The 22,919-nt window shown below is 63.8% G+C and carries 13 protein-coding genes, 2 pseudogenes and 2 CRISPR repeat arrays; of the genes and pseudogenes, 6 read left to right on the top strand and 9 right to left on the bottom strand.

Going from position 1 to position 22,919, the window contains the following annotated elements; genetic code table 11:
- The first annotated feature begins 187 nt into the window (after positions 1-187).
- Complete coding sequence (locus BN940_RS04605) at positions 188-1,348, top strand: methyl-accepting chemotaxis protein (RefSeq protein ID WP_052355609.1); 1,161 nt, start codon at positions 188-190, stop codon at positions 1,346-1,348.
- 248 nt (positions 1,349-1,596) lie between these two features.
- Here BN940_RS04605 and gnd read toward each other — a convergent pair whose 3' ends face one another.
- Both gnd and BN940_RS04595 read right to left on the bottom strand, forming a co-directional pair.
- A complete protein-coding gene (gene gnd / locus BN940_RS04600) occupies positions 1,597-2,670 on the bottom strand; it encodes a phosphogluconate dehydrogenase (NAD(+)-dependent, decarboxylating) (protein ID WP_043680638.1) in 1,074 nt (357 codons plus the stop codon).
- 201 nt (positions 2,671-2,871) lie between these two features.
- A CRISPR array of direct repeats spans positions 2,872-6,203; the repeat unit is 28 nt; unit sequence TTTCTCAGCTGCCTGCGCGGCAGCGAAC.
- 65 nt (positions 6,204-6,268) lie between these two features.
- A complete protein-coding gene (locus tag BN940_RS04595; protein ID WP_148304855.1) occupies positions 6,269-7,783 on the bottom strand; it encodes an IS5 family transposase in 1,515 nt (504 codons plus the stop codon).
- Between the two features lie 154 nt (positions 7,784-7,937).
- A CRISPR array of direct repeats spans positions 7,938-8,745; the repeat unit is 28 nt; unit sequence TTTCTCAGCTGCCTGCGCGGCAGCGAAC.
- 102 nt (positions 8,746-8,847) lie between these two features.
- Between BN940_RS04595 and BN940_RS04590 the strand changes: the two genes are divergently transcribed.
- The gene (locus BN940_RS04590) at positions 8,848-10,161 is read left to right on the top strand and encodes an IS1380 family transposase (RefSeq protein ID WP_043680420.1); all 1,314 of its coding nucleotides are present in this window, start codon (positions 8,848-8,850) and stop codon (positions 10,159-10,161) included.
- A 361-nt stretch (positions 10,162-10,522) separates the two neighbouring features.
- Here the strand turns inward: BN940_RS04590 and cas6f are convergent, their stop codons facing one another.
- Genes cas6f through csy1 form a run of 4 tightly spaced genes read right to left on the bottom strand, consistent with a single transcriptional unit; the run spans position 10,523 to position 14,573 of the window.
- Positions 10,523-11,089, bottom strand: a complete 567-nt coding sequence (gene cas6f / locus BN940_RS04585) for a type I-F CRISPR-associated endoribonuclease Cas6/Csy4 (protein ID WP_052356039.1) — start codon at positions 11,087-11,089, stop codon at positions 10,523-10,525.
- 5 nt (positions 11,090-11,094) lie between these two features.
- Positions 11,095-12,120 (bottom strand): type I-F CRISPR-associated protein Csy3, encoded by a 1,026-nt coding sequence (gene csy3, locus BN940_RS04580; protein WP_043680635.1) that lies wholly within the window; start codon positions 12,118-12,120, stop codon positions 11,095-11,097.
- Positions 12,121-12,156: 36 nt separating this feature from the next.
- A complete protein-coding gene (gene csy2 / locus BN940_RS04575) occupies positions 12,157-13,200 on the bottom strand; it encodes a type I-F CRISPR-associated protein Csy2 (RefSeq protein ID WP_052355608.1) in 1,044 nt (347 codons plus the stop codon).
- Positions 13,197-14,573 carry a type I-F CRISPR-associated protein Csy1 gene (gene csy1, locus BN940_RS04570; RefSeq protein ID WP_043680632.1) on the bottom strand — a complete coding sequence of 459 codons (1,377 nt, stop codon included), beginning with the start codon at positions 14,571-14,573 and terminating at the stop codon, positions 13,197-13,199. Before csy1 ends, csy2 begins: the two co-directional genes overlap by 4 nt.
- A gap of 179 nt (positions 14,574-14,752) precedes the next feature.
- Here csy1 and BN940_RS04565 point away from each other — a divergent pair.
- Together BN940_RS04565 and BN940_RS04560 are read left to right on the top strand one after the other, a co-directional pair.
- Positions 14,753-15,035 (top strand): annotated as a pseudogene (locus tag BN940_RS04565) (type II toxin-antitoxin system RelE/ParE family toxin).
- A 52-nt stretch (positions 15,036-15,087) separates the two neighbouring features.
- Positions 15,088-15,399, top strand: coding sequence for a HigA family addiction module antitoxin (locus BN940_RS04560; protein WP_043680630.1), 312 nt, complete (start codon positions 15,088-15,090; stop codon positions 15,397-15,399).
- 32 nt (positions 15,400-15,431) lie between these two features.
- Here the strand turns inward: BN940_RS04560 and cas3f are convergent.
- The 3 genes and pseudogenes from cas3f to BN940_RS04545 all read right to left on the bottom strand — a co-directional run bounded on the left by cas3f (position 15,432) and on the right by BN940_RS04545 (position 21,987).
- Positions 15,432-18,826 (bottom strand): annotated as a pseudogene (cas3f, locus tag BN940_RS04555) (type I-F CRISPR-associated helicase Cas3f).
- Positions 18,823-19,830, bottom strand: coding sequence for a type I-F CRISPR-associated endonuclease Cas1f (gene cas1f, locus BN940_RS04550; protein ID WP_043680627.1), 1,008 nt, complete (start codon positions 19,828-19,830; stop codon positions 18,823-18,825). Before cas1f ends, cas3f begins: the two are co-directional and overlap by 4 nt.
- Positions 19,831-19,944: 114 nt before the next feature.
- Positions 19,945-21,987 (bottom strand): OPT family oligopeptide transporter, encoded by a 2,043-nt coding sequence (locus BN940_RS04545; RefSeq protein ID WP_043680624.1) that lies wholly within the window; start codon positions 21,985-21,987, stop codon positions 19,945-19,947.
- A gap of 169 nt (positions 21,988-22,156) precedes the next feature.
- On the opposite strand from BN940_RS04545, the gene BN940_RS18315 reads away from it, so the two are divergent.
- Both BN940_RS18315 and BN940_RS04540 read left to right on the top strand, forming a co-directional pair.
- Positions 22,157-22,339 (top strand): type II toxin-antitoxin system HicA family toxin, encoded by a 183-nt coding sequence (locus BN940_RS18315; protein ID WP_084330515.1) that lies wholly within the window; start codon positions 22,157-22,159, stop codon positions 22,337-22,339.
- Positions 22,340-22,363: 24 nt separating this feature from the next.
- The gene (locus tag BN940_RS04540; protein ID WP_043680621.1) at positions 22,364-22,753 is read left to right on the top strand and encodes a type II toxin-antitoxin system HicB family antitoxin; all 390 of its coding nucleotides are present in this window, start codon (positions 22,364-22,366) and stop codon (positions 22,751-22,753) included.
- Positions 22,754-22,919 lie beyond the last annotated feature (166 nt).

The following is a 22,919-nucleotide window of genomic DNA, read 5'->3' as shown; positions in this document are numbered from 1 at the left end:
CGGTCGCCCCCCCCTTCCCGCCGCGTGATGATGAGTATTGACGCGCGGGAATGTCCGGCGGTCCGGCGGACCGATATAGTGGCTGCGCGCATCGCCCCCGGCGTCCGGCTCGCCGGCCCCCGTCCGGGCAAGCCCATAAATCGATAAAGACAGCGCCGGCCCGCGGGCCGCGTGCCGGAGACACGACATGAAGCACTTCTTTCTGACGCGCTCCCTGCGCGTCCGCCTGACGCTGTCCACGCTGACGCTGCTGCTGCCCGCCCTGCTGGCCGTCGGCGGCACCCTGTGGCTGGCGCCGCCGATGCCGGCCCCGCTGCGCGGCGGCCTGATCGGGCTGGGGCTGGCGGCCATCCTGCTCGCGGGGATGGTCTATCGCATCCTGCTGCGCATGATCCTCAATCCCCTGCTGGACGGCGGCCAGCTGCTGCACCGGATCGCCGCCGGGGACCTGACGTCCACCATCGAAGTCTGGACCCGGGACGAAATCGGACAGCTGTTCCAGAGCCTGAAGGACACGCAGGACAGCCTGCGGACCATGATCGCCATGGTGCTGGAGCGCACCGGCCACATGATCGAGGGCGCGCGCGAGATCGCGGCCGGCAACCAGGACCTGAGCGCGCGCACGGAGCAGCAGGCGGCCGCCTTGCAGCAGACCGCCGCCAGCATCGAGGAACTGGCCTGCACCACCCGGCAGAACGCGGATAACGCCCGCCAGGCCAACCAGCTGGCCGAAGAGGCCTCGGGCGTGGCCACGGATGGCGGGCACACCGTGGACGAGCTGGTCCAGACCATGGACGGCATCTCCGACAGTTCGCGGCGGATCGGCGAGATCGTCGGCGTGATCGACGGCATCGCCTTCCAGACCAACATCCTGGCCCTGAACGCCGCGGTGGAGGCCGCCCGCGCCGGCGAGGAAGGCCGCGGCTTCGCCGTCGTGGCCGCCGAAGTGCGGGCGCTGGCCCAGCGCAGCGCCGCCGCCGCGCGGGAAATCAAGACCTTGATCGAGCAATCCGCCCTGCGCATCGACGAAGGCTCGGCCCGCATGCAGCAGGCGGGCCAAACCATGCAGGAAATCGTCACGGCGGTCCGGAAGGTATCCGGCATCATGGGCGAGATCAGCGCCGCCACCGTGGAGCAGTCCGCCGGCATCGAGCAGATCCACCAGGCCATGTCGCAGATCGATGCCGTCACGCGGCACAACGCCCGGCTCGTGCAGCAGTCCGCCCGCGCCACCGGCCTGCAGGAGCGCATGGCCGACGAAGTGAAGGATTCCCTGGCCGTGTTCCGGCTGGGCGAACCGGTGGTGGAACGGGGGACGGGCTACCCCGCCCTGCCGGCGACGGCCTGAGGGCGGTTCCGGATGCCGCGGGCGCCCGGGCCGGAAATGACTGTTTTATCCACGCGGATTGTGGACAATCCCATGGACAAGTCCTGGGAGAGTCGTTTTCCTCTTTTCAGATCAATGGGATAGGTTCTCGGGCAGAAAAATGACCGTTCCATGACGAAGGGCGGCCGCGCGAAATTATCCACCCCGTCTGTGGATAAGCCCATGGACAAGCCCAGGGCTTTCCCCGATTCCAGCGGCGTGACAAAGGCTTACGATGGATGGTTGATTTCCGTCCTCGGTTCCTCGTGGCCGCCAAAGCCCTTGCGCATCGCCGACAGGACCTTGTTCGCGAATTCCGCATTGCCGCGCGACTGGAAACGCTCGAACAGCGCGGCGCTGAGCACCGGCACCGGCACGCCTTCGTCGATGGCCGCGTGCAGCGTCCAGCGCCCCTCGCCGGAATCGGACACCCGGCCCGCGTAGCCGTCCAGCCCCGGATCGGCCTGGAAGGCCCGCGCCGTCAAATCCAGCAGCCACGAACCGATCACGCTGCCGCGGCGCCAGAGCTCCGCGATCTCCGGCAGGTCCATGTCGTACTGATAGAGCTGCGGATCGCGCATCGGCGCCGTCTCCGCGTCGGCGGCATGGCTGCCCTTGCCCACGTTCGCGTGGCGCAGCAGATTGAAGCCCTCGGCGTAGGCCTGCATGATCCCGTACTCGATGCCGTTGTGCACCATCTTCACGAAATGCCCCGCTCCGGCCGGGCCGCAATGCAGATAGCCATGCTCTGCCGTGCCCGTGCCCGTACTCGTGTCCGTACCCGCGCCGTTGCTGTTGCCGTTGCCGTTGCCGCGGCCCGGCGTGGGCGGGGCGGCGTCCCGGCCCGGCGCCAGCGCCGCGAACACCGGATCCAGCCGCCCGACCGCGGCGGCGTCGCCGCCGATCATCAGGCAATAGCCCCGGGCCTGGCCATGCACGCCGCCGCTGGTGCCGACGTCCAGATAATGAACACCCCGGTCCGCCAGCGCCTTCGCCCGCCGGATGTCGTCGTGATAGCAGGAATTGCCGCCGTCGATCACGACGTCGTCCGCATCGAGCTGCGGCGCCAGCTGGTCCAGCACCCCGTCCACCAGGCTCGCCGGCACCATCAGCCACACCGCCCGGGGTCGCGGCAGCCGTTCGACCAGTTCGGCCAGCGAGGCCGCCCCGACGGCGCCGTCCGCCACCAGCCGGGCGACGGCGTCTTCCTGGGGGTCGTAGACGACGCAACTCAGCCCCTTGTCCATGAGCCGCCGCGCCATCCCGGCGCCCATGCGTCCCAAACCTACCATGCCGATGTGCATTGGGTGGATCTCCATGTTTCTCAGCTGCCTGCGCGGCAGCGTGCTTCTGCGAGATATTACCGTCATCGTCCAGGTTTTTCTTGGGAGGCCTGGGACCACGATGGGCGGGCGTCCAGCCAAGGAGGAGGGTGTTCCCGCTGTTCTGTGATTGCTTATGCGGGCGATGAGCTGATGGCAGCAGGGGTTCCGCTTCGGGCCAGGCTCCTCGGCTGCCTGCGCGGCAGCGAACCACGCCCAAGGGGTTTCAGCAGATGGGCGTCTGTTTCTCAACTGCCTGCGCGGCAGCGAACGATCTGTTCGAGCACGCCTGCGGCCGCCACCATTTCTCAGCTGCCTGCGCGGCAGCGAACTAAATTCAAGAAAAGGAGTGCATTGTGTCGAATTTCTCAGCTGCCTGCGCGGCAGCGAACGGCGCGTTCGCGCTCATAAGATGACGCCATTATTTCTCAACTGCCTGCGCGGCAGCGAACTTGCAGGCATTGAGCATCACGAAATGCGAACTTTTCTCAGCTGCCTGCGCGGCAGCGAACCCGTGTGATCGACCACCGTCGCCACCGGCTCATTTCTCAGCTGCCTGCGCGGCAGCGAACGCCCACCATGCGACAGACAGGCGGACGGTGATTTTCTCAGCTGCCTGCGCGGCAGCGAACTGGCGAGACTGCAACAGATGCCGTCGCGCCTGTTTCTCAGCTGCCTGCGCGGCAGCGAACCCGTGTGAGGGTGATGGGGTAGGTCAACATTTTTTCTCAGCTGCCTGCGCGGCAGCGAACTTGAGGCAATCGGCGGCAGCGGTGGGTCAGGATTTCTCAGCTGCCTGCGCGGCAGCGAACGCCCCAGCGCCCCCGCTGCGGCATTCAGAAACTTTCTCAGCTGCCTGCGCGGCAGCGAACAAGTCGCTGGACCCCAAAGCTCGTGTCAGTAATTTCTCAGCTGCCTGCGCGGCAGCGAACGAGCTGATCGTGGAAGTGCGCCAGCTGCGCGATTTCTCAGCTGCCTGCGCGGCAGCGAACATTGCCTGGGCCGCTGGCGAGAATGCCATGGCTTTCTCAGCTGCCTGCGCGGCAGCGAACTTTGCTCTCGAATGGGACACCTGCGGCATGAATTTCTCAGCTGCCTGCGCGGCAGCGAACCCGCAATTGCGATTGTTAGTTTGCGCATCGAATTTCTCAGCTGCCTGCGCGGCAGCGAACAAGACGCGCCCCAGGACCAGGTGCCCGCCGTGTTTCTCAGCTGCCTGCGCGGCAGCGAACGGACGCACCTGGGCCTGCGCCCATGTCGGGAATTTCTCAGCTGCCTGCGCGGCAGCGAACGGCATCGCCGGCACCGCCAGGCCGCTGGTCGATTTCTCAGCTGCCTGCGCGGCAGCGAACACAGACAGCAGGATCTCGGCATCGGCGGGGATTTTCTCAGCTGCCTGCGCGGCAGCGAACTTCGTCGTCGAACGCGGCCTCTCGAGGAAAGTTTTCTCAGCTGCCTGCGCGGCAGCGAACCCGCTGGCAGCGGCTTATTGTCCGGGCCAATCTTTCTCAGCTGCCTGCGCGGCAGCGAACCCGCTGGCAGCGGCTTATTGTCCGGGCCAATCTTTCTCAGCTGCCTGCGCGGCAGCGAACGTCACCGCCCATTTCTCGGCTGATGCGATCCATTTCTCAGCTGCCTGCGCGGCAGCGAACACCGTCGCCGGTGATTTTTGCGACGTGTACCATTTCTCAGCTGCCTGCGCGGCAGCGAACATCAGCTCGGGATTTCCCAGGGCTGCCCTCCAAATTTCTCAGCTGCCTGCGCGGCAGCGAACGAAGAGAAGGTGTCGATGCAGACCGCACAGATTTTCTCAGCTGCCTGCGCGGCAGCGAACCACCCTCCCGATCCCTTCCGGCCAAGGCTGCATTTCTCAGCTGCCTGCGCGGCAGCGAACGATGTCCTCGGCGTGCGGCGGGCACTTGGACATTTCTCAGCTGCCTGCGCGGCAGCGAACGACACTGCCGGCAGGATCGCACGGGCGTTGGGTTTCTCAGCTGCCTGCGCGGCAGCGAACGGCTCGACCGCGCCGATATCGCTGACGATCCATTTCTCAGCTGCCTGCGCGGCAGCGAACGCGGCTTGGGTAGCAATTCCGCCGGAGTGGCATTTCTCAGCTGCCTGCGCGGCAGCGAACGGAATTCATGCCTGGAGGACAGCATGAGACCATTTCTCAGCTGCCTGCGCGGCAGCGAACCACCCTCCCGATCCCTTCCGGCCAAGGCTGCATTTCTCAGCTGCCTGCGCGGCAGCGAACGATGTCCTCGGCGTGCGGCGGGCACTTGGACATTTCTCAGCTGCCTGCGCGGCAGCGAACTTGCCGGGCGCGGAGTTATCCGCAGCGGCCTTTTTCTCAGCTGCCTGCGCGGCAGCGAACTCGCCGCAATCGCGGCATACGCCAGCGCATCATTTCTCAGCTGCCTGCGCGGCAGCGAACTTCGGACGCGCGCGGCCAGCGGCACGGGCACATTTCTCAGCTGCCTGCGCGGCAGCGAACGCCGAGCGACGAAGACATCGCGGCGGCATGCAATTTCTCAGCTGCCTGCGCGGCAGCGAACCCATCTGCGCGAAACAACCGATGGCGTCGAGTTTTCTCAGCTGCCTGCGCGGCAGCGAACATGAATTGCACTACATGCACCGGGCAGCCATCTTTCTCAGCTGCCTGCGCGGCAGCGAACGATCCGCTGGTTGCCCTCATGCTTGACCGTATTTTCTCAGCTGCCTGCGCGGCAGCGAACATGTCTTGGCGCGTCACGGCGCGGATTTCGGTTTTCTCAGCTGCCTGCGCGGCAGCGAACGTGCGGCCGATCAGCGTCATGTGTTCGTGTTTTTTCTCAGCTGCCTGCGCGGCAGCGAACGCGATGGGATTCAGGTGCCAACAGTTGCAGCATTTCTCAGCTGCCTGCGCGGCAGCGAACTGGCGCCGGTGCTGGCGCATGTTCAGCGTCCATTTCTCAGCTGCCTGCGCGGCAGCGAACGCCCGCATCGATCAACTGGAGGCCGACGCATCTTTCTCAGCTGCCTGCGCGGCAGCGAACGGCAGCAAGCGCGAGGCCAGCGCAATGGCGAATTTCTCAGCTGCCTGCGCGGCAGCGAACCCATCCAAGGAATACGCCATCACCCTCGACATTTTCTCAGCTGCCTGCGCGGCAGCGAACCGCCCGCGCCCGCATCTGGCGCATACGTTTCGTTTCTCAGCTGCCTGCGCGGCAGCGAACTGACAGTGGTCATTGGTGCCGGCGGTACTGGTTTTCTCAGCTGCCTGCGCGGCAGCGAACTTGATGGCCTCTTCCAGCGCCTCGCGCACCCTTTTCTCAGCTGCCTGCGCGGCAGCGAACGCGCTGGAGTTCGACCAGCTCATCTTCGAACATTTCTCAGCTGCCTGCGCGGCAGCGAACGCAACGCTGGGGTCCTGGGCGACAGGGGCATTTTTCTCAGCTGCCTGCGCGGCAGCGAACAGCATCCAGCCCCAGCCCGCGCACGCGATCGATTTCTCAGCTACCTGCGCGGCAGCGAACTGATGGTGGCCGGAGCTGATCCCGGCATGTAATTTGTCGTCCCTGAAAAATTCATTTGTCCTGTTTCAGGCCGAATTTCCGGCGATCCGAGGCCACGGATTTCGATAGGGCAGGCAGCCCACCGGATCAACCCAATCGCCTCTTGAGCCCATCATGGGCATCAGGCGTTGAATCTGACGACCAATCCACGCAATAAATCGGCACAAAAATAAAGGGCCGATGCCCTTGCGGGCAATCATGCGCAGCAGCCACTTGATATTGAAGCCTGCCGCGCACAACACCGCATGGATCGCATCACCCGTTTGGCCTTTCAAATGACAGCGATTCATTCCATGATCGCTTTTCAGATGCCCAATGACCGGCTCCACCGCCTGGCGCCGTTTAAGCATTCGGCGCTCCTGGTCGGTGAGACGTTTGAATTTGCCTCGGTGTTTAAGGCTATATTCCGGGATCTCGGCATCAACGCCTCGATAGCCCAGATCCGTGTAGACGGTCTGCGGAGCCACGTCCACCGCCTCCATCAGGATGCGGGACTGCTCCAACTGCTCGGCCAGTGTGTGGCCATCGTACGGATTGCCAGGGAAGCTGCGTGCTCCCACGATCAGATTCCCCTTCAAGGTGGTGACAATGCCCACCTTCACTCCAAACTCATAGGGCGTACGGGCCTTGCCCTTGCTGATGCACTCCACCTCATCGGCGTGCCAGCTGTAGACCTTGTCTTTTCCCTTCACCTTCGCGCCCCGACGGCTCTGAGCCGCGATCTTATGTGCGCGAGCCAATAACGGGTCCAAGGCGTCCTGGATGCTCTGCGCCAGCACTGTCTTGTTGCGCTCAATGTCACGCGCCAGACGGCCCAGAATCGTGCGCTGGCGCTTGATCGTCTTATGCATGCGCCGATACTGCTTGGCATGCGCATAGCGGCCCGCTTTCCTGGCCAGCTCCCGGCCTTCCTTGGCGTAGCTCTGCTTTAACGCAATGCCGTGCGCCTTGGCCGCGCAGGCGATCTTCTGGCGCGCCACCTCCAGCAAACGGCTGTCGGTGGGATGCGCCACCGCCTTGGCTTGCACGGTGCTGTCCACTATCACCGACTGCATCGCCGTGCGCTCGATCAGCCCCAGCTTGATGGCCACCACCAAAGTCTGCACCAGCAGCTCTTCGACGCCTTCCTCACCCAACAGCCCCCGGAATCGGCTGATGGCGCTGGGATCGCACGGCAGGCGATTCTCGAAATACTCCTGCCCCGAAAAATACTGCCAGGTGGGTGCATCGCTCCAGCGTTCGCAGACGCCTTCATCGCTCTCGTTGAAGGTGTGCTTCAGATACAGCAGCGAAATCATCAGCCGCATCGGCAGCCGGGGACGCCCCGCGTTTGAATGGCCGGCCCCTACCACGGCCATCGTCGGGCCAAACAGATCAATATCCTCAACCTGCCGGCCGGTGCGCACCTGACGCGCAAAACGGTGTGCGACAGCCGCCTCCAGTTCCTGCCAAGGAATATGCGTGGCAAGCACCGCCAGGGGTTTACGCAGATCAATCATCTGGTCCAGGCGGCTGCGGAAAAAATCGTCAATCTGACTCATGCGGTTTCGGGGCAATCTCCCAGAAAATGAGCCCCAGCGGGCTGTTTTTGGGGGATTTGATAGTCTGGAGTGGCTTTATTTTACAATAAAATCAATGAGTTATTTATAATTCAGGGCCGATGAATTACATCGGCTTTGACGAGCTGACCCTGTGTTTCTCAGCTGCCTGCGCGGCAGCGAACCTGATCTCATCGCCGTTCACGCCGCGCAGCTTTTTCTCAGCTGCCTGCGCGGCAGCGAACCGGATGGGGCGGATGGAGTCGTCCAGGTGCCATTTCTCAGCTGCCTGCGCGGCAGCGAACAGGTTGTCCAGCGCATTCAAGACCGCCTCATATTTCTCAGCTGCCTGCGCGGCAGCGAACTGTTCCCAGGACCGGCAAGCTGCGCTCAGTTCTTTCTCAGCTGCCTGCGCGGCAGCGAACGATATCTGGATGACATGGACGCGCATACGCCGTTTCTCAGCTGCCTGCGCGGCAGCGAACTAAACGGGCACCTTCAGCGCCTGTCGTTCAGTTTTCTCAGCTGCCTGCGCGGCAGCGAACGTTCTCGAACTGGAATATGTCGTAGTCAGCCATTTCTCAGCTGCCTGCGCGGCAGCGAACCACCGTCAGGCGCAGGTGGCGGACGGCGGATTTTTCTCAGCTGCCTGCGCGGCAGCGAACGCCAGCCTGTAGGCGCACAGGCCCGACCCCACTTTCTCAGCTGCCTGCGCGGCAGCGAACGATCAGGCCAACAGGCGGAACATACCGGCTCTTTTCTCAGCTGCCTGCGCGGCAGCGAACGCATCGATGCGCAGGGGCAGCATGATTGGGCATTTCTCAGCTGCCTGCGCGGCAGCGAACGGCCGCGATGCGGTCGGACGCCAGGGCCAGCATTTCTCAGCTGCCTGCGCGGCAGCGAACGATTCATTTGATGGCTTCATGGCGTACATCGATTTCTCAGCTGCCTGCGCGGCAGCGAACTAACCCGGAAATTTCGTCAGGCGGGTAAAAAGGAATAGGCGATTCCTGCCCGAGGGCTTATGGTTATTGGGTCTCACGCCATACAACCAAAAAGAACCGCCTATGCCAAATCGTACCACTGAAGAACTGGACTTTGGACGCCTTGGACGGCGCCATTTACAGGCCAATTTCCAAGGCGGCGATCTCAGCTCCGACGGCGGGCTGATGCTGCTGCGAAGAATTGATGCGCGCACGGGCCTGTCGCGCATGGCGGCCAAGGCCTTGACCGAGCGCCGGGCCGCTGGCCGCATTCATCACCGCCTGCGCGATCTGCTGGCCCAGCGCCTGTACGGCCTGTGCTGCGGCTACGAAGACCTGAACGACCACGATACGCTGCGCGGGGATCTGCTGATGCAAACGGCTGTTGGGCGAGATCGTGCCCTGGCCAGTTCACCCACGCTCAGCCGCCTGGAGACGGGGGCGACCCGCGCCGATGCGTGGGCGCTGCATGGGGTGCTGGTCGAACACTTCATCGCCAGCTTCGCCACCGCGCCCAGGCAACTGATTCTGGATGTGGATGCCTCGGATATCCCGCTGCACGGCGAGCAGGAGCTCAAGCAGTTCCACGCCTACTACGACCACCACTGCTATCTGCCGCTGTACGTGTTCTGCGGCCAGTCGATGCTGGCCTGCCTGCTGCGCCCCAGCCGCATTGACGGGGCCAGGCACGCGGCGGCGGTGCTGCGCCTGCTGGTGAACCGGCTGCGTCAGGCATGGCCCGAGGTCAGGATCATCATCCGTGGGGACTCGGGGTTCTGCCGTCAGCCGCTGATCCGCTGGTGCGAACGCAGCGGCGTGCAATACATCATCGGCCTGGCACGCAATAAACGGCTTCAGGCGCGCGTTGCGCAGGCCGAGGAAATCCTCAAGGACGGCTACGAGCGCACCGGGCGCAAGCAGCGCCTGGTCAGTGAGTTCACCTACGCGGCCGGGTCGTGGGATCGGCCCCGGCGCGTGCTCACCCGCCTGGAGTACGGTGCCCAGGGCGTGAACCCGCGCTTCGTGGTCACCAACATCCGGGACTGCGATGCCATGCAACTGTACGATCAGCTGTACTGCGCCCGGGGCGAAGCCGAGAACCGCATCAAGGAAGCGCAACTCGATCTGTTCGGTACGCGCGCCAGTTGCCACCGGTTCGCCGCCAACCAGTTCCGGCTGCTGCTGGCGGCCCTGGCCTATACGCTGATGCAGCGGCTGCGCGAGACGGCGCTACGAGGCACCGAACTGGAGCGCGCCAGCGCCGCCACCATCCGGGTGCGCCTGCTGAAGGTCGGTGCGGCCATCGTGCGCAATACCCGGCGGGTCCGCATCCTGCTGGCCTCGCATCATCCGCTGCGCCACGTCTACGCGCACGCCGCGCGCGCCATGGCCCCGTAGCGCCGAGAAAGTGCTGTCCCCGGCACGCGATAAAGCAACGGGGGTAGGGACCATTGCGCCTGCGGTACTGAAAAACAGCTTCCCGCGCCGCCGATCCCCTCCGCCGCGTCGCCGAGGCAGCCGGACTACCGGGAAATCACTTAAACAGGCTTGCTGACGAAATGTCCGGGCTAAATAAAGATTTTATTTCCGTGAATTGCTAGTTTCTCAGCTGCCTGCGCGGCAGCGAACTAGAAACAAAAACTCCTAACCTATTGATTTGTTAAAGATCTCCAGCAGGAAAGCACGAAACACCCAATTTCTTGAGTGTTTCGTAACCTACTGATTGATAAGGGGATCGCAAGAACCCCTCAGAAAAGGGTCAGAACCAGGGCAGTGTGGCCGTGCTGCTCAAGCCATAGGTATTGAACACACCGGCCACGGGCTGCGGTTCCGCGTCCCCCAAGGCCAGGAACAGGCAAAACCGCTGCCCCGTGCTGGCGCTGCGCAACTGCACATAGGGCAGGTCCGGCTGCCGTTCCACGCTGTCGGGGATGGCCTGCACCGCCTGCTCGTAGGTTTCCCCCTTTCTGCGCATTCGTCGATGACGGAGACGCTCCGCACTGGTCTTGAACTGGCGGCGCAGCAGACGGCGATGCTGGACATCCTGTGGCACGGCAGACAAAGCCCCCAACTCCACATGGTCACGCATCCCTCGCAGCCAGTCGGTGGACAGCAAGGTATTCAAGGCACTGTCGCTGCCATGCACCCGCATGATCCGCCCCAGGGTGCGCGGCTGCATGCTGTACTGAGGGAAACTGACTCCGATTGCATCTGCACCCAAGCCCACCAAGGCGCGGTGAAACTTGGCATACAAGGCCCCCAGCAGGTGGGCCTGGCTGAATTCGGGATCAGGCAGCAACCTGACGTCGATGTAGTGGGTGATCATGGGCATCACTTCCCGGCATCGCCGAACACGCCGCCCCGCACCAGCACCGCCATGACGAAATGCTGCTGCTCGATATCGGGGACCTTATCCTTGAGCACCCAGTCATCGAACAGATTGTAGAAGTCGAGGCTCGGCTTGACCTTGGGCTGGCGATAGGCCTTGCCTTGCGTCGTGACGGAGCCATACGGCTCCACCGCGATGGGTCCCAGACCGTCCGCCCCGCTGTACCAATCATCGATGGTCCGGATGGCATTGCCCAGTTTCTGGGAATGGATGGCGGCTACGCCACCCACATCGTAGAGCGTCTTGCTCTTGTCACCCCGGCCCCGCTCCAGCACCAGTTCCTGAGAAGGAAAGACCTCCTGACCCGCCCCGATCCGGGCGAAAGCCGTAACCTGCAGCAGGACATGGCGCTTGCCCGCCAGACCGTCCGCGATCAAGGCCGCCACGGCATCCCGGTCCGCCTGCGCGCCACCCGCCTCGAAATTCCTCAGTCCCAAGGACAAGGCATCGAAAGTCCAGCTTTGCGTGACCCTCCCCCGCTCCAGCAGGGAGACGATCACGCTCACTTCTTCGGCACCGACCCGGTTGCGCCACAGGAAACGGCCATTGGCGAGGTTATGGGCATACCGGCGCGCCAGTTCGGTGTAGCCATTGGCCTCGACATAACCACCCACCACCTGCAGCAGCTTGGCTTCATACTCCGCGCTATTGCAAGCGGAAGGTTTCCCGGTTCCGGGCAGCACGCGCAGCGTGAAGCTCACCTTCAGCGTATCCGCATCGGCCGGCAGAGCGGCCACATCCACCGTCTGCAGATTCGGGTTCTCAATCGCGGCATCCAGCTTGGCGGGATCCTGCTCGGAGGCCTTCAGGCGATTGGAAATCGTGCCGCGCACGGACTTTTCCTTGATGCCGACGGCAGGCCACTGGTCGGCTTCGGACTGATCATCCCACTGCCCCGCGGCGAACAAGGCATCGGACGGGTCCAGCTTGCGCTCAAACGCAAGGACGGAAGCGGTTTTCAAGGACATGGCAGATTTCCTTTCCTGATGAATAGTGGATTGCAATCAAAGGGTTTCCGCGCTCATCGGCGGATAGGATGGATACTCGGCGTCATCTTCCTCCAGCAAGGGCTCATAGCCGTTGCAGCAGCGGTAGAGTCCGTCGTCATGCGCTTCGCCCCACCAGAGCAGGTCCTGGACGCGTTGCAAACGATGCGGGCCGATCCACTGGCCGATGGAATACACGCCCTCCACGAACCGGAACGGTGTGGTCTGATCGCGCGCATTGGCGACCTGCCCACCCGCGTACAAATCCGACAAAGCGGCATAGCCGACAGGGATGGGCACGATCCAGCCCGAACCCTCGGGCCGATCATGGGTCCAGATGACACGATCTTTCTCGTCCCGGCCACTGCGGTAATTGAAACGGGACAGATCCAGCCAGGCGTCCAGCACGGTGGCCCCCCGATCCTGCAGGCGCAGTTGCTCGAGACGCCGCTGCAGCAAGTCATCCCGCCCCACCAGAGCGAATCCCGGCAGCCACTGGCGACGCAAGCGCCGGAACAGTGCCTGCCGCTCCGCTTCCTGGTCGGGCCAACCGATCAGCGACGGCGTGACTCGAATACCGGGACCAGGTTTTGGCGGCAACACAGACCCGCCGGCAATCCGCATGGCCCCCACCAGATCCCGAATATCCCAGGCGATTTTCTGGCGCAATGCTCCATCGCTGCGAAACAGGGAATGCGTCTCGCCCTCTTGCTCGACCACGCCCAGCTGGAATACCAAGGTCAGGTCCAGATGGATACGGCCTTCTTCAACGATGGCGGCCGTGCTGCCATCCTTGTCCACCGGATTACGGGTCAGGTGGAAAGTCCGTACGTAACCCTCCTGGGTCTGCTCCTGATGCCAGTGGCAGATCACCCCGATCTTTTCCAGCTTCAGGGGGATATCCGCCTGCGCCAGTTTGCGCCCCAGCGCCCACATGAAACCCAGAAAGGCCGTCATGGATGGGAAGCCATGCGTCAACGGGCTGGAAATCGCATTGGCATTCTGGACACGCACATGCGGCAGAACCAGCAAGCCGTCGGGTTCCCGGTCTTTCAGATTCATACGGTGCCCTCCCGCGTCGGGATGTAGTGCGGCGCATCCAGGTCTGTCCGCAGTTCATGCAAGGCACGCGCCCAGCCTGCTTCATCCTCATCGAGCAGCAGCTCTTTTTTCCACTGACGGTGCTCGATTTCACCGACGTACTTGAAATGCTCTCTGAGCCGTCCGTTCAGCCAATTACCGAAGCGGTGGCCGATCTGCGCCGGCCAGTCCATGAACAGCCAGCCACTGCGAAACTCGCTGTCTTCTTCGGCGCGCCATGGGTCGAGCCAGAACCGCTCCTCACGGACCAGCACGCACCGAGGATCTGCCGTCCAGCCCGTGGGCAAGCTGCGCCGGATTTCGCTGGCCATGGCGACCAGTTCATCGATCAGACGATCCACATAGGCATCCACCCGATTTCGGGTTTCCATGTTGGATGGCGGGTCTTTTCGCAGGAAACGCAGCAAGGCTCGGAGAGTCGCCCTCACATCGCCATACCGCATCAATACAGGCCCGAACACAGAGGTCACGCCCCAGAACTGGCGGTACACGCTCAGGTCCCATTGCGGAGGCAATGAACCCAGCAGATAGCTGACCCCGCCACGCTCCGAGTTGAGCTGAGAAATATTCTGTGGCTTCGTGCCGCCCAGCTTGCGCACAGCCAACGCGGGGTAGTCACGGAAGACGCCCTCGTGCTCCCTGCCCTCCCTTCGTGCGGCCCGAGCAGCCTTGTTGGCTTCGCCAAACCGGCCTTCCTGGAGCACCTCATGGACGGACTGAGCCAGGGATGTCGCATACAACGGGGCCAGCAGGTGATATTGCGCATCATCGGCGGCGTCTTCACCCGCCAGCCAATAGATCTGCTTGGCCAGGGCATGGCTTGCCACATCTTCATCGCGGGCTTGCACCAACCCCACAAACGCCGATTGCCACTCCCGCGCCTTGGTCTCATCATCACTCAGCGCCTGTACCGCGGCCGGGTCATCCTCCGACAGCCAATCCAGGAGCGCACGGCCATCGACCTCCAGCTTCAGGAATTTATAGACATCCAGCGCCGCCGCATTGCCGACCACGTCACTGGCAAACCCGGCTCCCAGCACATGACTGCCCACCACCGCGTGAGGCGTCATCCCGGATGGCTCCACGAACAGGTTGGTGCCTCGCGCGTCGGGATGCACCGCCTTCAGAGCATGCGTTACCGCCTGGATCTGGCGGACACGCCGGGCGGCATCTTCCAGCCAGGCGGCGGGCTGGTATTGGGCGATCAGGTCCTCCCGCTTGGGATCGTCCGTTGGCAACTTCGACAGTTTGGCTTCCAGGCGGTCTTGCAGAAAAGCCGCGATCACTTCACGGATGTGATGAATTTGTCTTGCGAGGTCTTGTGCTTTCGACATGAATCCCCCAACATAGAACTGTTTTAGGTACAATACCACTGTTTGTGAAACTTTTGAATAGGTAATCTACTGAGCAAGTAGCTGAGAAAACTGTTCGTGAGACTTTCTCGTAACAGTCATCCTTTCTGCCGCACAGGCAGCATCCCGAATCCCGGTAAACGGTATAAAATGGTGCACACATGACCATCCAATCCTTCCTCTGCGAGGAAAGCCGGAGTCTGTTCATGACTGGCAGCACCCGCCGCTTCGCCAACATCCAACGGGCGGCTGAACGCAAGCTGGCACAGTTGGACGCCGCGGCCACATTGGACTTTTTTGCGCAGCCCGCCCGGCAACCGCCTGGAAAGGTTGGCGGGAGATCGATTGGGGCGCTACAGCATCCGGATCAATGCCCAGTGGCGCATCTGCTTCATCTGGACAGACGAAGGCCCGGCAGAGGTCGAGATCGTGGACTATCACTGACGGAATACCTCGATGGCAAATGACACGTCGACAGGAACAGGAGGACTCCGACATGATCAAAAACGGCATGCGCCCCGTACATCCCGGCGAGGTCCTGCGCGAGGACTATCTGATCCCCCTGGGAATGAGCGCCAATGCGCTGGCTCGCCACCTGCTCGTCCCCGCCTCCCGCATCAACGACATCCTGCTCGAACGGCGCGGCATCACGGCAGATACCGCGCTGCGCCTGGCCCGTTATTTCGGCGGTGACGCGCAATCCTGGCTGAATCTCCAGGCCTCTTTCGATCTGCGAACCGCGGAACTGAACCCAGAGTTGCAGACGGCGCTGGCAACGCTCCGCCCCATGGAATCCGTTCCAGCATAAGCGGCGACCTGCCGATCCAGCTTCCAGTCCCGTCACCCCTTCACCGCAAACCCCAGCGCCGGATGCCAGAACCAGCCTTGCTCACTGGCGGGCAGCGTAGCGCGCGCATAGCGCTGGGCGAATGCGTCCAGGGACAGGCCCAGGGCCTCGGCCTGATCCGCCATGCAGCGCGCGAAATCCTCTTCCACACTCCAGCAACCGATCCCCTCGCCCCGAACCGCAGCGTCCGGCACATCCCAGCGCTGGCTGGCATCGATGCAAACATGAAGTTCCAGAAACCTCCGCTCGCCCTCCTCGACTCGGTACAGGCGGAGCACATCGTCCTCATCGGGCAACCAGACCACCTCCACATCGGGCTGGGGCTGATCACGGAACGGCTGCGCCTGCTGCAGGAAAGCGGTCAGCCGCGCATGGTCCCGCAACCAGAAGCTGGTGGCGTTCAATGCATGCACCCGCTCCGGCGGCAGCATCTGATGCTCCATCCGGACATGTTCGAGATCGACCAGATTACCGGCGGGCAGGCGATCCGATCCGGCGCGCGCAACGATTCGCGGCCGCGCGTCGATGGGCATGCGCTGATCGCCATCCAGCCAGGGCGCCAGCAGCGCCGTCAGACGGTGCGGCCGCAGGGGATAGTCCGGACTCTCGAAACCCGGTCGGCAGAAAGCAGGCTGGCCCGGCCTGTCGAAATGCTTCAGATTGCTGTCGCACACCAGCAGATTGGGCTGTGACACGGCCTTGTCACGGCGATGACGCCACACCCGGCCCGCGAGCTGAATCAGCGACCGCATCGAAGAGGGCTCGACCACGGCCCAGTCATAGTCATGATCGCGCCCGACTTCGGTCACGGGGGATCCCAGCACCACGAACAACTGATCCCGGGCCTCCACCGCGTCGATGCGCCGGCGCACGTCGGGCAGGTCGAACACGGCGGCCTCCTGACGCCGATCCAAGGCGGTATCCAACAAATGTTCGATCCGGGATCTCAGGAACAACGGAAACCGGGCGTGGTAGACGCACAGATGGACGTGCACTCCTGGAGGCGCCCCGAGGCGGAACAAAGCCAGGGCCACCTCGAACAACGGGTCGATATTCGCCATGCGGATCAGGCCGAAGCTGATCCGCTTGCCACTATGCGGGTCTTCGGTGCAATGCACGGCATGCAAATCCAAAGCGGCATCCCGCAGGAGGCCGGCAAAGGCGCCCCGACGGCTCGCCTGATCCAGCTTGCCCAATTCCCCAGGTAACGGCAGCAGGCGGACCATGCGACGTACCGCCTGCTCTCCCAGCCGCCGGGCACGGTCCGCAGCAAAAGTCTGGTGCGCCTGACCGAATCGTTCCGTATCCGGACAGTCCGCGTGGGTCTGCGCGAATTCATCGATCCAGAGGCAACACACGGAGGGCGCTTCCGACGGCCGGGCACCGCGATTGCGCTGGAACCAGCGGCGGCCCTCCAGGTAAGCCATAAACAAGCCCTGGATCAGTGCGGGCGGCAAGGTCGCCGAGGACACCAGGACACGCGCACCCAGCAAGCCCGCCCAGTGCACGAGACGAGCCAGCGCCGGCAGGTCGGACAGATCGAAGTCGTCCGGCTCATCCAGCACCAGGTCTCCCGTCATCAAACGCAGCATGGGCACGATCTGGCGGCCACCCCGCAAACCCTCCGTGGCCGGTGTCAGATGATCGACGGTGCAAACCAGCAGGGGCGCCGCCAGAAAGCGCCGGACCCCGGCATCCTTTCCCAGATGATCCAGCACCGGATGGCGGTCATCGCCGTCGTAGACGACATGGGTGGTCTCGTCCAGCAAGGATTGCCGGGAGGCGGAACCGCTGTCTTCGGCAAGCTGCGCGTAATACTCGAACAGCTCGCGGCTGGCCGCGCCCCGACCCGGATGGCCAGTTCGTCATCCGGCAGGCCCAGGTCTTTCTGAAATACCCGGCCCGTCTGCAAGGTCAGGGTGCGCAGGCCGACGGCGAATGCGCAGCGCAGGCCCAGCACGGGGTCGGCCAGCGCATTCATGATCCGGGCGTTTCCCAATGTCTTGCCGCAGCCGGTCGATGCCATGTTGACGATGAAGGCACCCTGATCCGCCGCGCGCGAGCGCACTCCGGCGGCGAGATCAGCCGCCTTGTCCTGCCAGCGGAACGCAGGATTCAGGCTGCGTTTTTTCAGCCCCCGGTGCCCGGCCAAATGGCGCAGATCCCGCGTCAGGACCGGCAGTGAATGCACGATCCGGCCCGCATGCAACTCGACGCCCAGCAGATGCTCGTCCAGCGGCTGCAACAATGCGCCGGTCTTGCGCCGGGTATTGGCGAACAAGGGAAAATCCTTCTCTCCCGTGGTTCGATCCTCTTCCGCTTCCAGGCTGGAATAGTGATGATCCCCCAGCATCAAGGCCAGGCGCGATACATGCATGATGTAGGGATCGCCCAGGCAGTCCTCGATCCCCGGCAAATCCCCCAGCAGATCCCGGGCGATGCGCGCGGCCCGCTTGCGCCATTTCAAGGTTCGCACCGGCAAGCCGTGGAGAAATTTCCAATAGGGTTCGATCTTCCTTTTGGATATTGCCGGCTGCTCGCCCCAAGGCTCGTTCCAGTCCGCGTCGATCTGGCTCAAGACGGCATCCAGGGTCCGGCCATTCACCCCTCGAGGTGATCGGCCATGCCATAAACGGGTCGACTCGAGGGACTCGCTTGCGCTGTACGGCAGGGCGGGCAGGCGGTGGTGCGTCAGCACCAGCCAGGCCACCGCCCGAGCCAGGGGAGGCAGACCCTTGTCCGATGAAGCGAACGGCTTGTTGTCGCGCGCAGCCGCATCCAGGCCGTCACGCAACAGGCGGCCTTTCCTATGATCCAGCCAGGGAGCCTCGAAACGCTCTCCGTCGACGTTTTCCCCGCCCCCATCGATCAAGCGCCGCAGCCACCCTGCGTCATCATCCTGGCCGACAAATGCCTGGAACAGGCGCACGGAGACCCACTCATGGCGATAGCGGTTCCTTTCCTGGGGTGCTTTGTGCTGCAAACGCTCTTGAAAGGACTGGGTCGCCTTGCCCAGGTCATGCAATAGCGCGGCCAGGGCGGCAATTCTGCGGATCGTCCGCAGGCTGTGCCAATCATTCTCGTCGTCGCGCCGCAGGACGTCGCTTGCGGTCGTGTTCGTCGGCACGGCGCCTTCGGCGTTGAACTGCCGGGCATCGCCGACGATCCACAGCAGTTCGCTATGATCCCGGCCCCGGATCCAGTGACAGGTCACGGCCGTGTTCTTGCGCGCCGTCTGGCGCAGCAGCTTCCTCAGGGTATCCAGACCTGCCCGGGTCATCGCGGTCTGCCAGGTCCGATCGCCCCGCCGCTCGGCAAATTGATCCAGGATCCGGCGTGTTTCCGTCAAAGCCCGCTTGCTGCATTGGGAAACCAGCAGGACATTCATGCCTTGCCTTCACGGCCCGAAGCGACTGGAGCAGCCTGGCGGGCGGCCGTCATGGCGATGTCCTTGACCGCATCGATCATGAAATCCAGGGACTCGCCGCGCGTCAGCGCCTCGATGCAGTTGCGGCGGAACTGCTGCTCATCATCGCCCCGCATGGCGGACAGGAAAGCCTGTGGCAGGATGCAGGCGTCCTTCACCAGATCCGCCACGTCGAACACCAGCCCACCGCGCCGTGTCTTGCCGTGCAGGACCGCCAGACCATGCGGCAAGCCCAGCACCCAGCATGCCGTGGCACCCAGCCCATAGGCAAGATAATTGCCATGATCCAGGAAACGGTTGGCGGGATCGACGCCGGACCCGCGCTTGGCCCGGGTGAAGTCTTCGCCATAGCCAACCGCGTCGACGGCCAGCTTGAATAGCGCCTTGGTCAGTCTGGCTTCCTCGGTCAGCAGATCGACTGTTTCACCGGCCTGATCCACACGCCGCGCGCTCTGCGCCAGCAAGCCGTCCAGCCGCTCGACATTCACATTGAAGCCGGACTCCCGCAAACCCGCCTGGCGCCACTCTGCGCCCAGACGTCGGATGCGGGCCTGCTGCAGAGCCTTGGCGGCGACCAGCCGACGGGCATCATCGAACCAGAATTCCACCCATGCCTGCAGGTATTCCGTCGGCCGGTATTCACTTTGCGGACTGAGCCAGGCGACCTCGACGTCGACTTCGTTGGCGGAGAACAAAGGCGTCCCGCCGCCTCCGCAGAAGCCCACCAGCACGCCGGCCTTGGCCAGTTCCCGCATCGCGGCCTGGGTGATGGAAGTCCCTGTTCCCAGCAAAATGCTGGTGGTGTTGGCGATCGGTATGTTCCAGTACAGGGAACGCTTGCCCGCGTCCGTCACATACTCGACGCGGCCTCCGTTGACCAGCACCCGGCAATGCTCCAGGCAGTAGATATTGGCCCGCTTGGAGTGCAGGATCGTCTTGAGGTCGGAAGCCGCGATATCATCCATGAATCCTTTTGTAACACAAAGGACGAGGGCCGCGTAGAAAACTCTGAGGGCCAGGCCATCCTGCAAGCGTCCGCGCAGCCTGCAGGCCAACGCGGCGTCCCTCCCTCCGACGCCTCACCCCCTCCCAACCGCCCCCGCCGCCCCCAGCACGCGCCGCACGAACACGACACACATGAGGACGAAAGCCAGCAGCCCGATGAGGGTGGCGATCGGCGCGAACCCGGGACCCGCCACGGCCAGTGGCGCATCGCCGCCGCCGGAGGCCATGGAACCGACGATCACGATGGCCAGCACCACGCCCACCAGGCTCTCGCCCACGATCAGCCCCGAGGCGAACAACGTCCCCGTGCGTTCGCTTGCCTGCTCGCAGCGGGCGCGGTCCGCACCGGCCTGCAGCGCCTGGGCGCGGACGCGGCCCCGCACGAACCACGAGATCAGGGCGCCGACGAACAGCGCCGTGGCCACCGTGGGCGGCAGGTAGACGCCCATGGCCACCGCCAGCGGCGGTACGCGAAACCGGCTGAACCGGCCGAGAATCCAGTCGAAGACGATCAGCGCGGCCCCCACCAGCACGCCGATGCGGATGTACGTCCAGTCGAGCGTATGGCTGAACAGGCCCTGCGCAATGGTGATCATGAGCGATGCCTGCGGCGCGGCCAGGGCCTGCGCGGGATCCATGCCCGCGCGCGGCAGGCTGCCGATGAAGCCGTACGCCTCGTAAAGCAGCCCCAGCACCGGCGGGATCGTCACCGCGCCGATCACGCAGCCGATGATCAGCGCCGCCTGCTGGCGCCACGGAGTCGCGTGCACCAGCCAGCCCGTCTTCAGGTCCTGCAGGTTGTCGTTGGAAATCGCCGCCACGGCCACGACGACCGAGGTGCAGAACAGCGCGAGCGCCGTCATGAACCGTACGGATTCCGGCCTGCCCAGCAGGTCCTGCGCCTGGCCGATGCCGATGAAGATCATGGACGAGGCCAGGATGGCGATCACGGCGATGCCGGAGATCGGGCTGGCCGACGACCCGACGAGGCCTGCCATGTAGCCGCAGGCGGCCGCCACCAGGAAGCCGAAGACGAAGGCGAGCACGACACCGGCCACGACCAGGGTCCAGGCGGCCAGCGTGGGCAGGCCCGAGTCCGCCACGAAGGACTGGAAGGTCGCGCCCAGCAGCAGGATCATGAGCAGCGTCAGCTTCAGCAGCAGCCTGGGCGGCAGGTCGGCGTCGGTGCGGTCCAGCCCCGACTCGCCCGGCCCTTGCTTGAACACCGACAGGGAAATCCGCATGCCCTCGACCATCGGCCGGATCAGCGTCAACAGCGTCCAGACGGCCGCCACGGCGATCATGCCTGCACCGATCAGGCGCACCTTGGAGACCCAGACGCCGGTGGCAAAACTGGCCAGGCTGGCGCCCTCGGGCATGGGCGAAAGCCACGTCAGCCAGGGAACGGCCACGCCCCAGGCCAGCACCACGCCCAGCAGCATCGCCACGCCGCCGACGATGCCGACGAGATAGCCCGCCCCGACCAGCGCGAAGGACAGGCCCAGAGGCAACTGGAACACGGCGCGCCCGATGCTGAACCAATGGCTCACGCTGTCGCCAGCCACGCGCAGGCCGCTCGTCAGCAGGCTGAAGCCGCCCGCCAGCACTCCGCCCAGCATGATCTCGCGCAAGCCGCCGGCCGGCCGGGTCTCGCCGCCATCCTCACCGCCCGGCTTCTGCCCGACTTTCAGGATCTCGGCCGCGGCCACGCCTTCCGGATACGGCAGTTCGCTGTTGACCACCAGCGCGCGCCGCAGCGGCACGGTGAACACCACGCCCAGAATCCCGCCGCAGGCGCAGATCATGGCGGTCTGCAGCAGGGGGAACCCCGTCCAGTATCCCATCATCAGCAGCGCCGGCAGCACGAAAATGACGGCGGACAAGGTGCCCGCCGCGGACGCCTGCGTCTGGACGATGTTGTTCTCCAGGATATTGGAGTCCCGGAACGCCCGCAGGACCGCCATGGAAATCACCGCCGCCGGGATCGAGGACGCGAAGGTCAGGCCCACTTTCAGGCCCAGGTAGACGTTGGAGGCGGTGAACACCAGGGTGATCAAGGCGCCCAGGATCACGCCCCGCAGGGTGAGTTCCTTCAGCGATGCGTGCGACTTGGGCATGATGGTGTGCGATCCTCGGGGGAAAACAGTCATCCGCGCATTGTATCCACCCGCAGCGACCCGCTGTGAAACAGCCCTTTCAAACCGCCACCCGATCTTTGTTGAATACCGGCTTTCTCCAGTGCCTATCATCATTGTGTATTCTTGTGTGTTGTGTATAATTACACAAATGAACAGCACAGACCTTATCAAGCAACTGAAGGCCGACGGCTGGTATCTGGTGCATACCGTTGGGTCGCATCACCAGTTCAAGCATCCGACCAAGCCCGGCAAGGTCACGGTGCCCCACCCTAAGAAGGAACTGCCCCTACCGACACAACGCAGCATCCTCAAACAGGCCGGTCTCCGATAAACGACCCGGCCAGGAGAAACCCCCATGCTCTATCCGATCCACGTGCACAAGGACCGCGACAGTGCCTACGGCGCGTCCTTCCCCGACTTCCCCGGCTGCTTTGCCGGCGCCGACGAATTGCAGGATCTGCCCCGCGCCGCCCAGGAAGCCGTCGAGGCGCACTTCCATGGCGAAACCGAAGCGATCCCCGGGCCCAGCGCACCCGAAGCCTGGAAAGGTCACGAGGACTTCGAGGGCGGCTTTTGGATGATGGTGGATATCGACCTGTCCAAGGTCAACACCAAGGCCGTTCGCCTGAACATCAGCCTGCCGGAAAACCTGGTGCATCGCATCGATGCCATGGCCAAGGCCCAGCACTTATCGCGCTCCGCCTTCCTGGCAAAAGCAGCCGAGCGAGAAATGGCGGAAACTTGAAGTGAGGGCCCGAGTCCGGCACTCCTTCGCTGCTTGCGCAACAACGCACATTACCGCCACAACCAGCGCTGTCGCGCCCCCTGTTTTCTCAGCTGCCTGCGCGGCAGCAAACGGCATCATCCAGATTGCGGACGGCCTGGCGCATTTCTAAGCTGCCTGCGCGGCA

The organism is Castellaniella defragrans 65Phen, from assembly GCF_000612685.1.
Taxonomy (GTDB): Bacteria; Pseudomonadota; Gammaproteobacteria; order Burkholderiales; family Burkholderiaceae_B; genus Castellaniella; species Castellaniella defragrans.
Note: the sequence above shows the minus strand (reverse complement) of the source record. Positions and strands in the feature narration are given on the sequence as shown.

Coding starts and splice junctions, on each gene's coding strand:
- cas6f (WP_052356039.1), bottom strand. CDS start 11,089: ATGATCACCCACTACATCGACGTCAGGTTGCTGCCTGATCCCGAATTC.
- BN940_RS04595 (WP_148304855.1), bottom strand. CDS start 7,783: ATGAGTCAGATTGACGATTTTTTCCGCAGCCGCCTGGACCAGATGATT.
- BN940_RS04545 (WP_043680624.1), bottom strand. CDS start 21,987: ATGCCCAAGTCGCACGCATCGCTGAAGGAACTCACCCTGCGGGGCGTG.
- cas1f (WP_043680627.1), bottom strand. CDS start 19,830: ATGGATGATATCGCGGCTTCCGACCTCAAGACGATCCTGCACTCCAAG.
- csy3 (WP_043680635.1), bottom strand. CDS start 12,120: ATGTCCTTGAAAACCGCTTCCGTCCTTGCGTTTGAGCGCAAGCTGGAC.
- BN940_RS04560 (WP_043680630.1), top strand. CDS start 15,088: ATGATCAAAAACGGCATGCGCCCCGTACATCCCGGCGAGGTCCTGCGC.
- csy1 (WP_043680632.1), bottom strand. CDS start 14,573: ATGTCGAAAGCACAAGACCTCGCAAGACAAATTCATCACATCCGTGAA.
- BN940_RS04540 (WP_043680621.1), top strand. CDS start 22,364: ATGCTCTATCCGATCCACGTGCACAAGGACCGCGACAGTGCCTACGGC.
- BN940_RS04605 (WP_052355609.1), top strand. CDS start 188: ATGAAGCACTTCTTTCTGACGCGCTCCCTGCGCGTCCGCCTGACGCTG.
- csy2 (WP_052355608.1), bottom strand. CDS start 13,200: ATGAATCTGAAAGACCGGGAACCCGACGGCTTGCTGGTTCTGCCGCAT.
- gnd (WP_043680638.1), bottom strand. CDS start 2,670: ATGCACATCGGCATGGTAGGTTTGGGACGCATGGGCGCCGGGATGGCG.
- BN940_RS04590 (WP_043680420.1), top strand. CDS start 8,848: ATGCCAAATCGTACCACTGAAGAACTGGACTTTGGACGCCTTGGACGG.
- BN940_RS18315 (WP_084330515.1), top strand. CDS start 22,157: ATGAACAGCACAGACCTTATCAAGCAACTGAAGGCCGACGGCTGGTAT.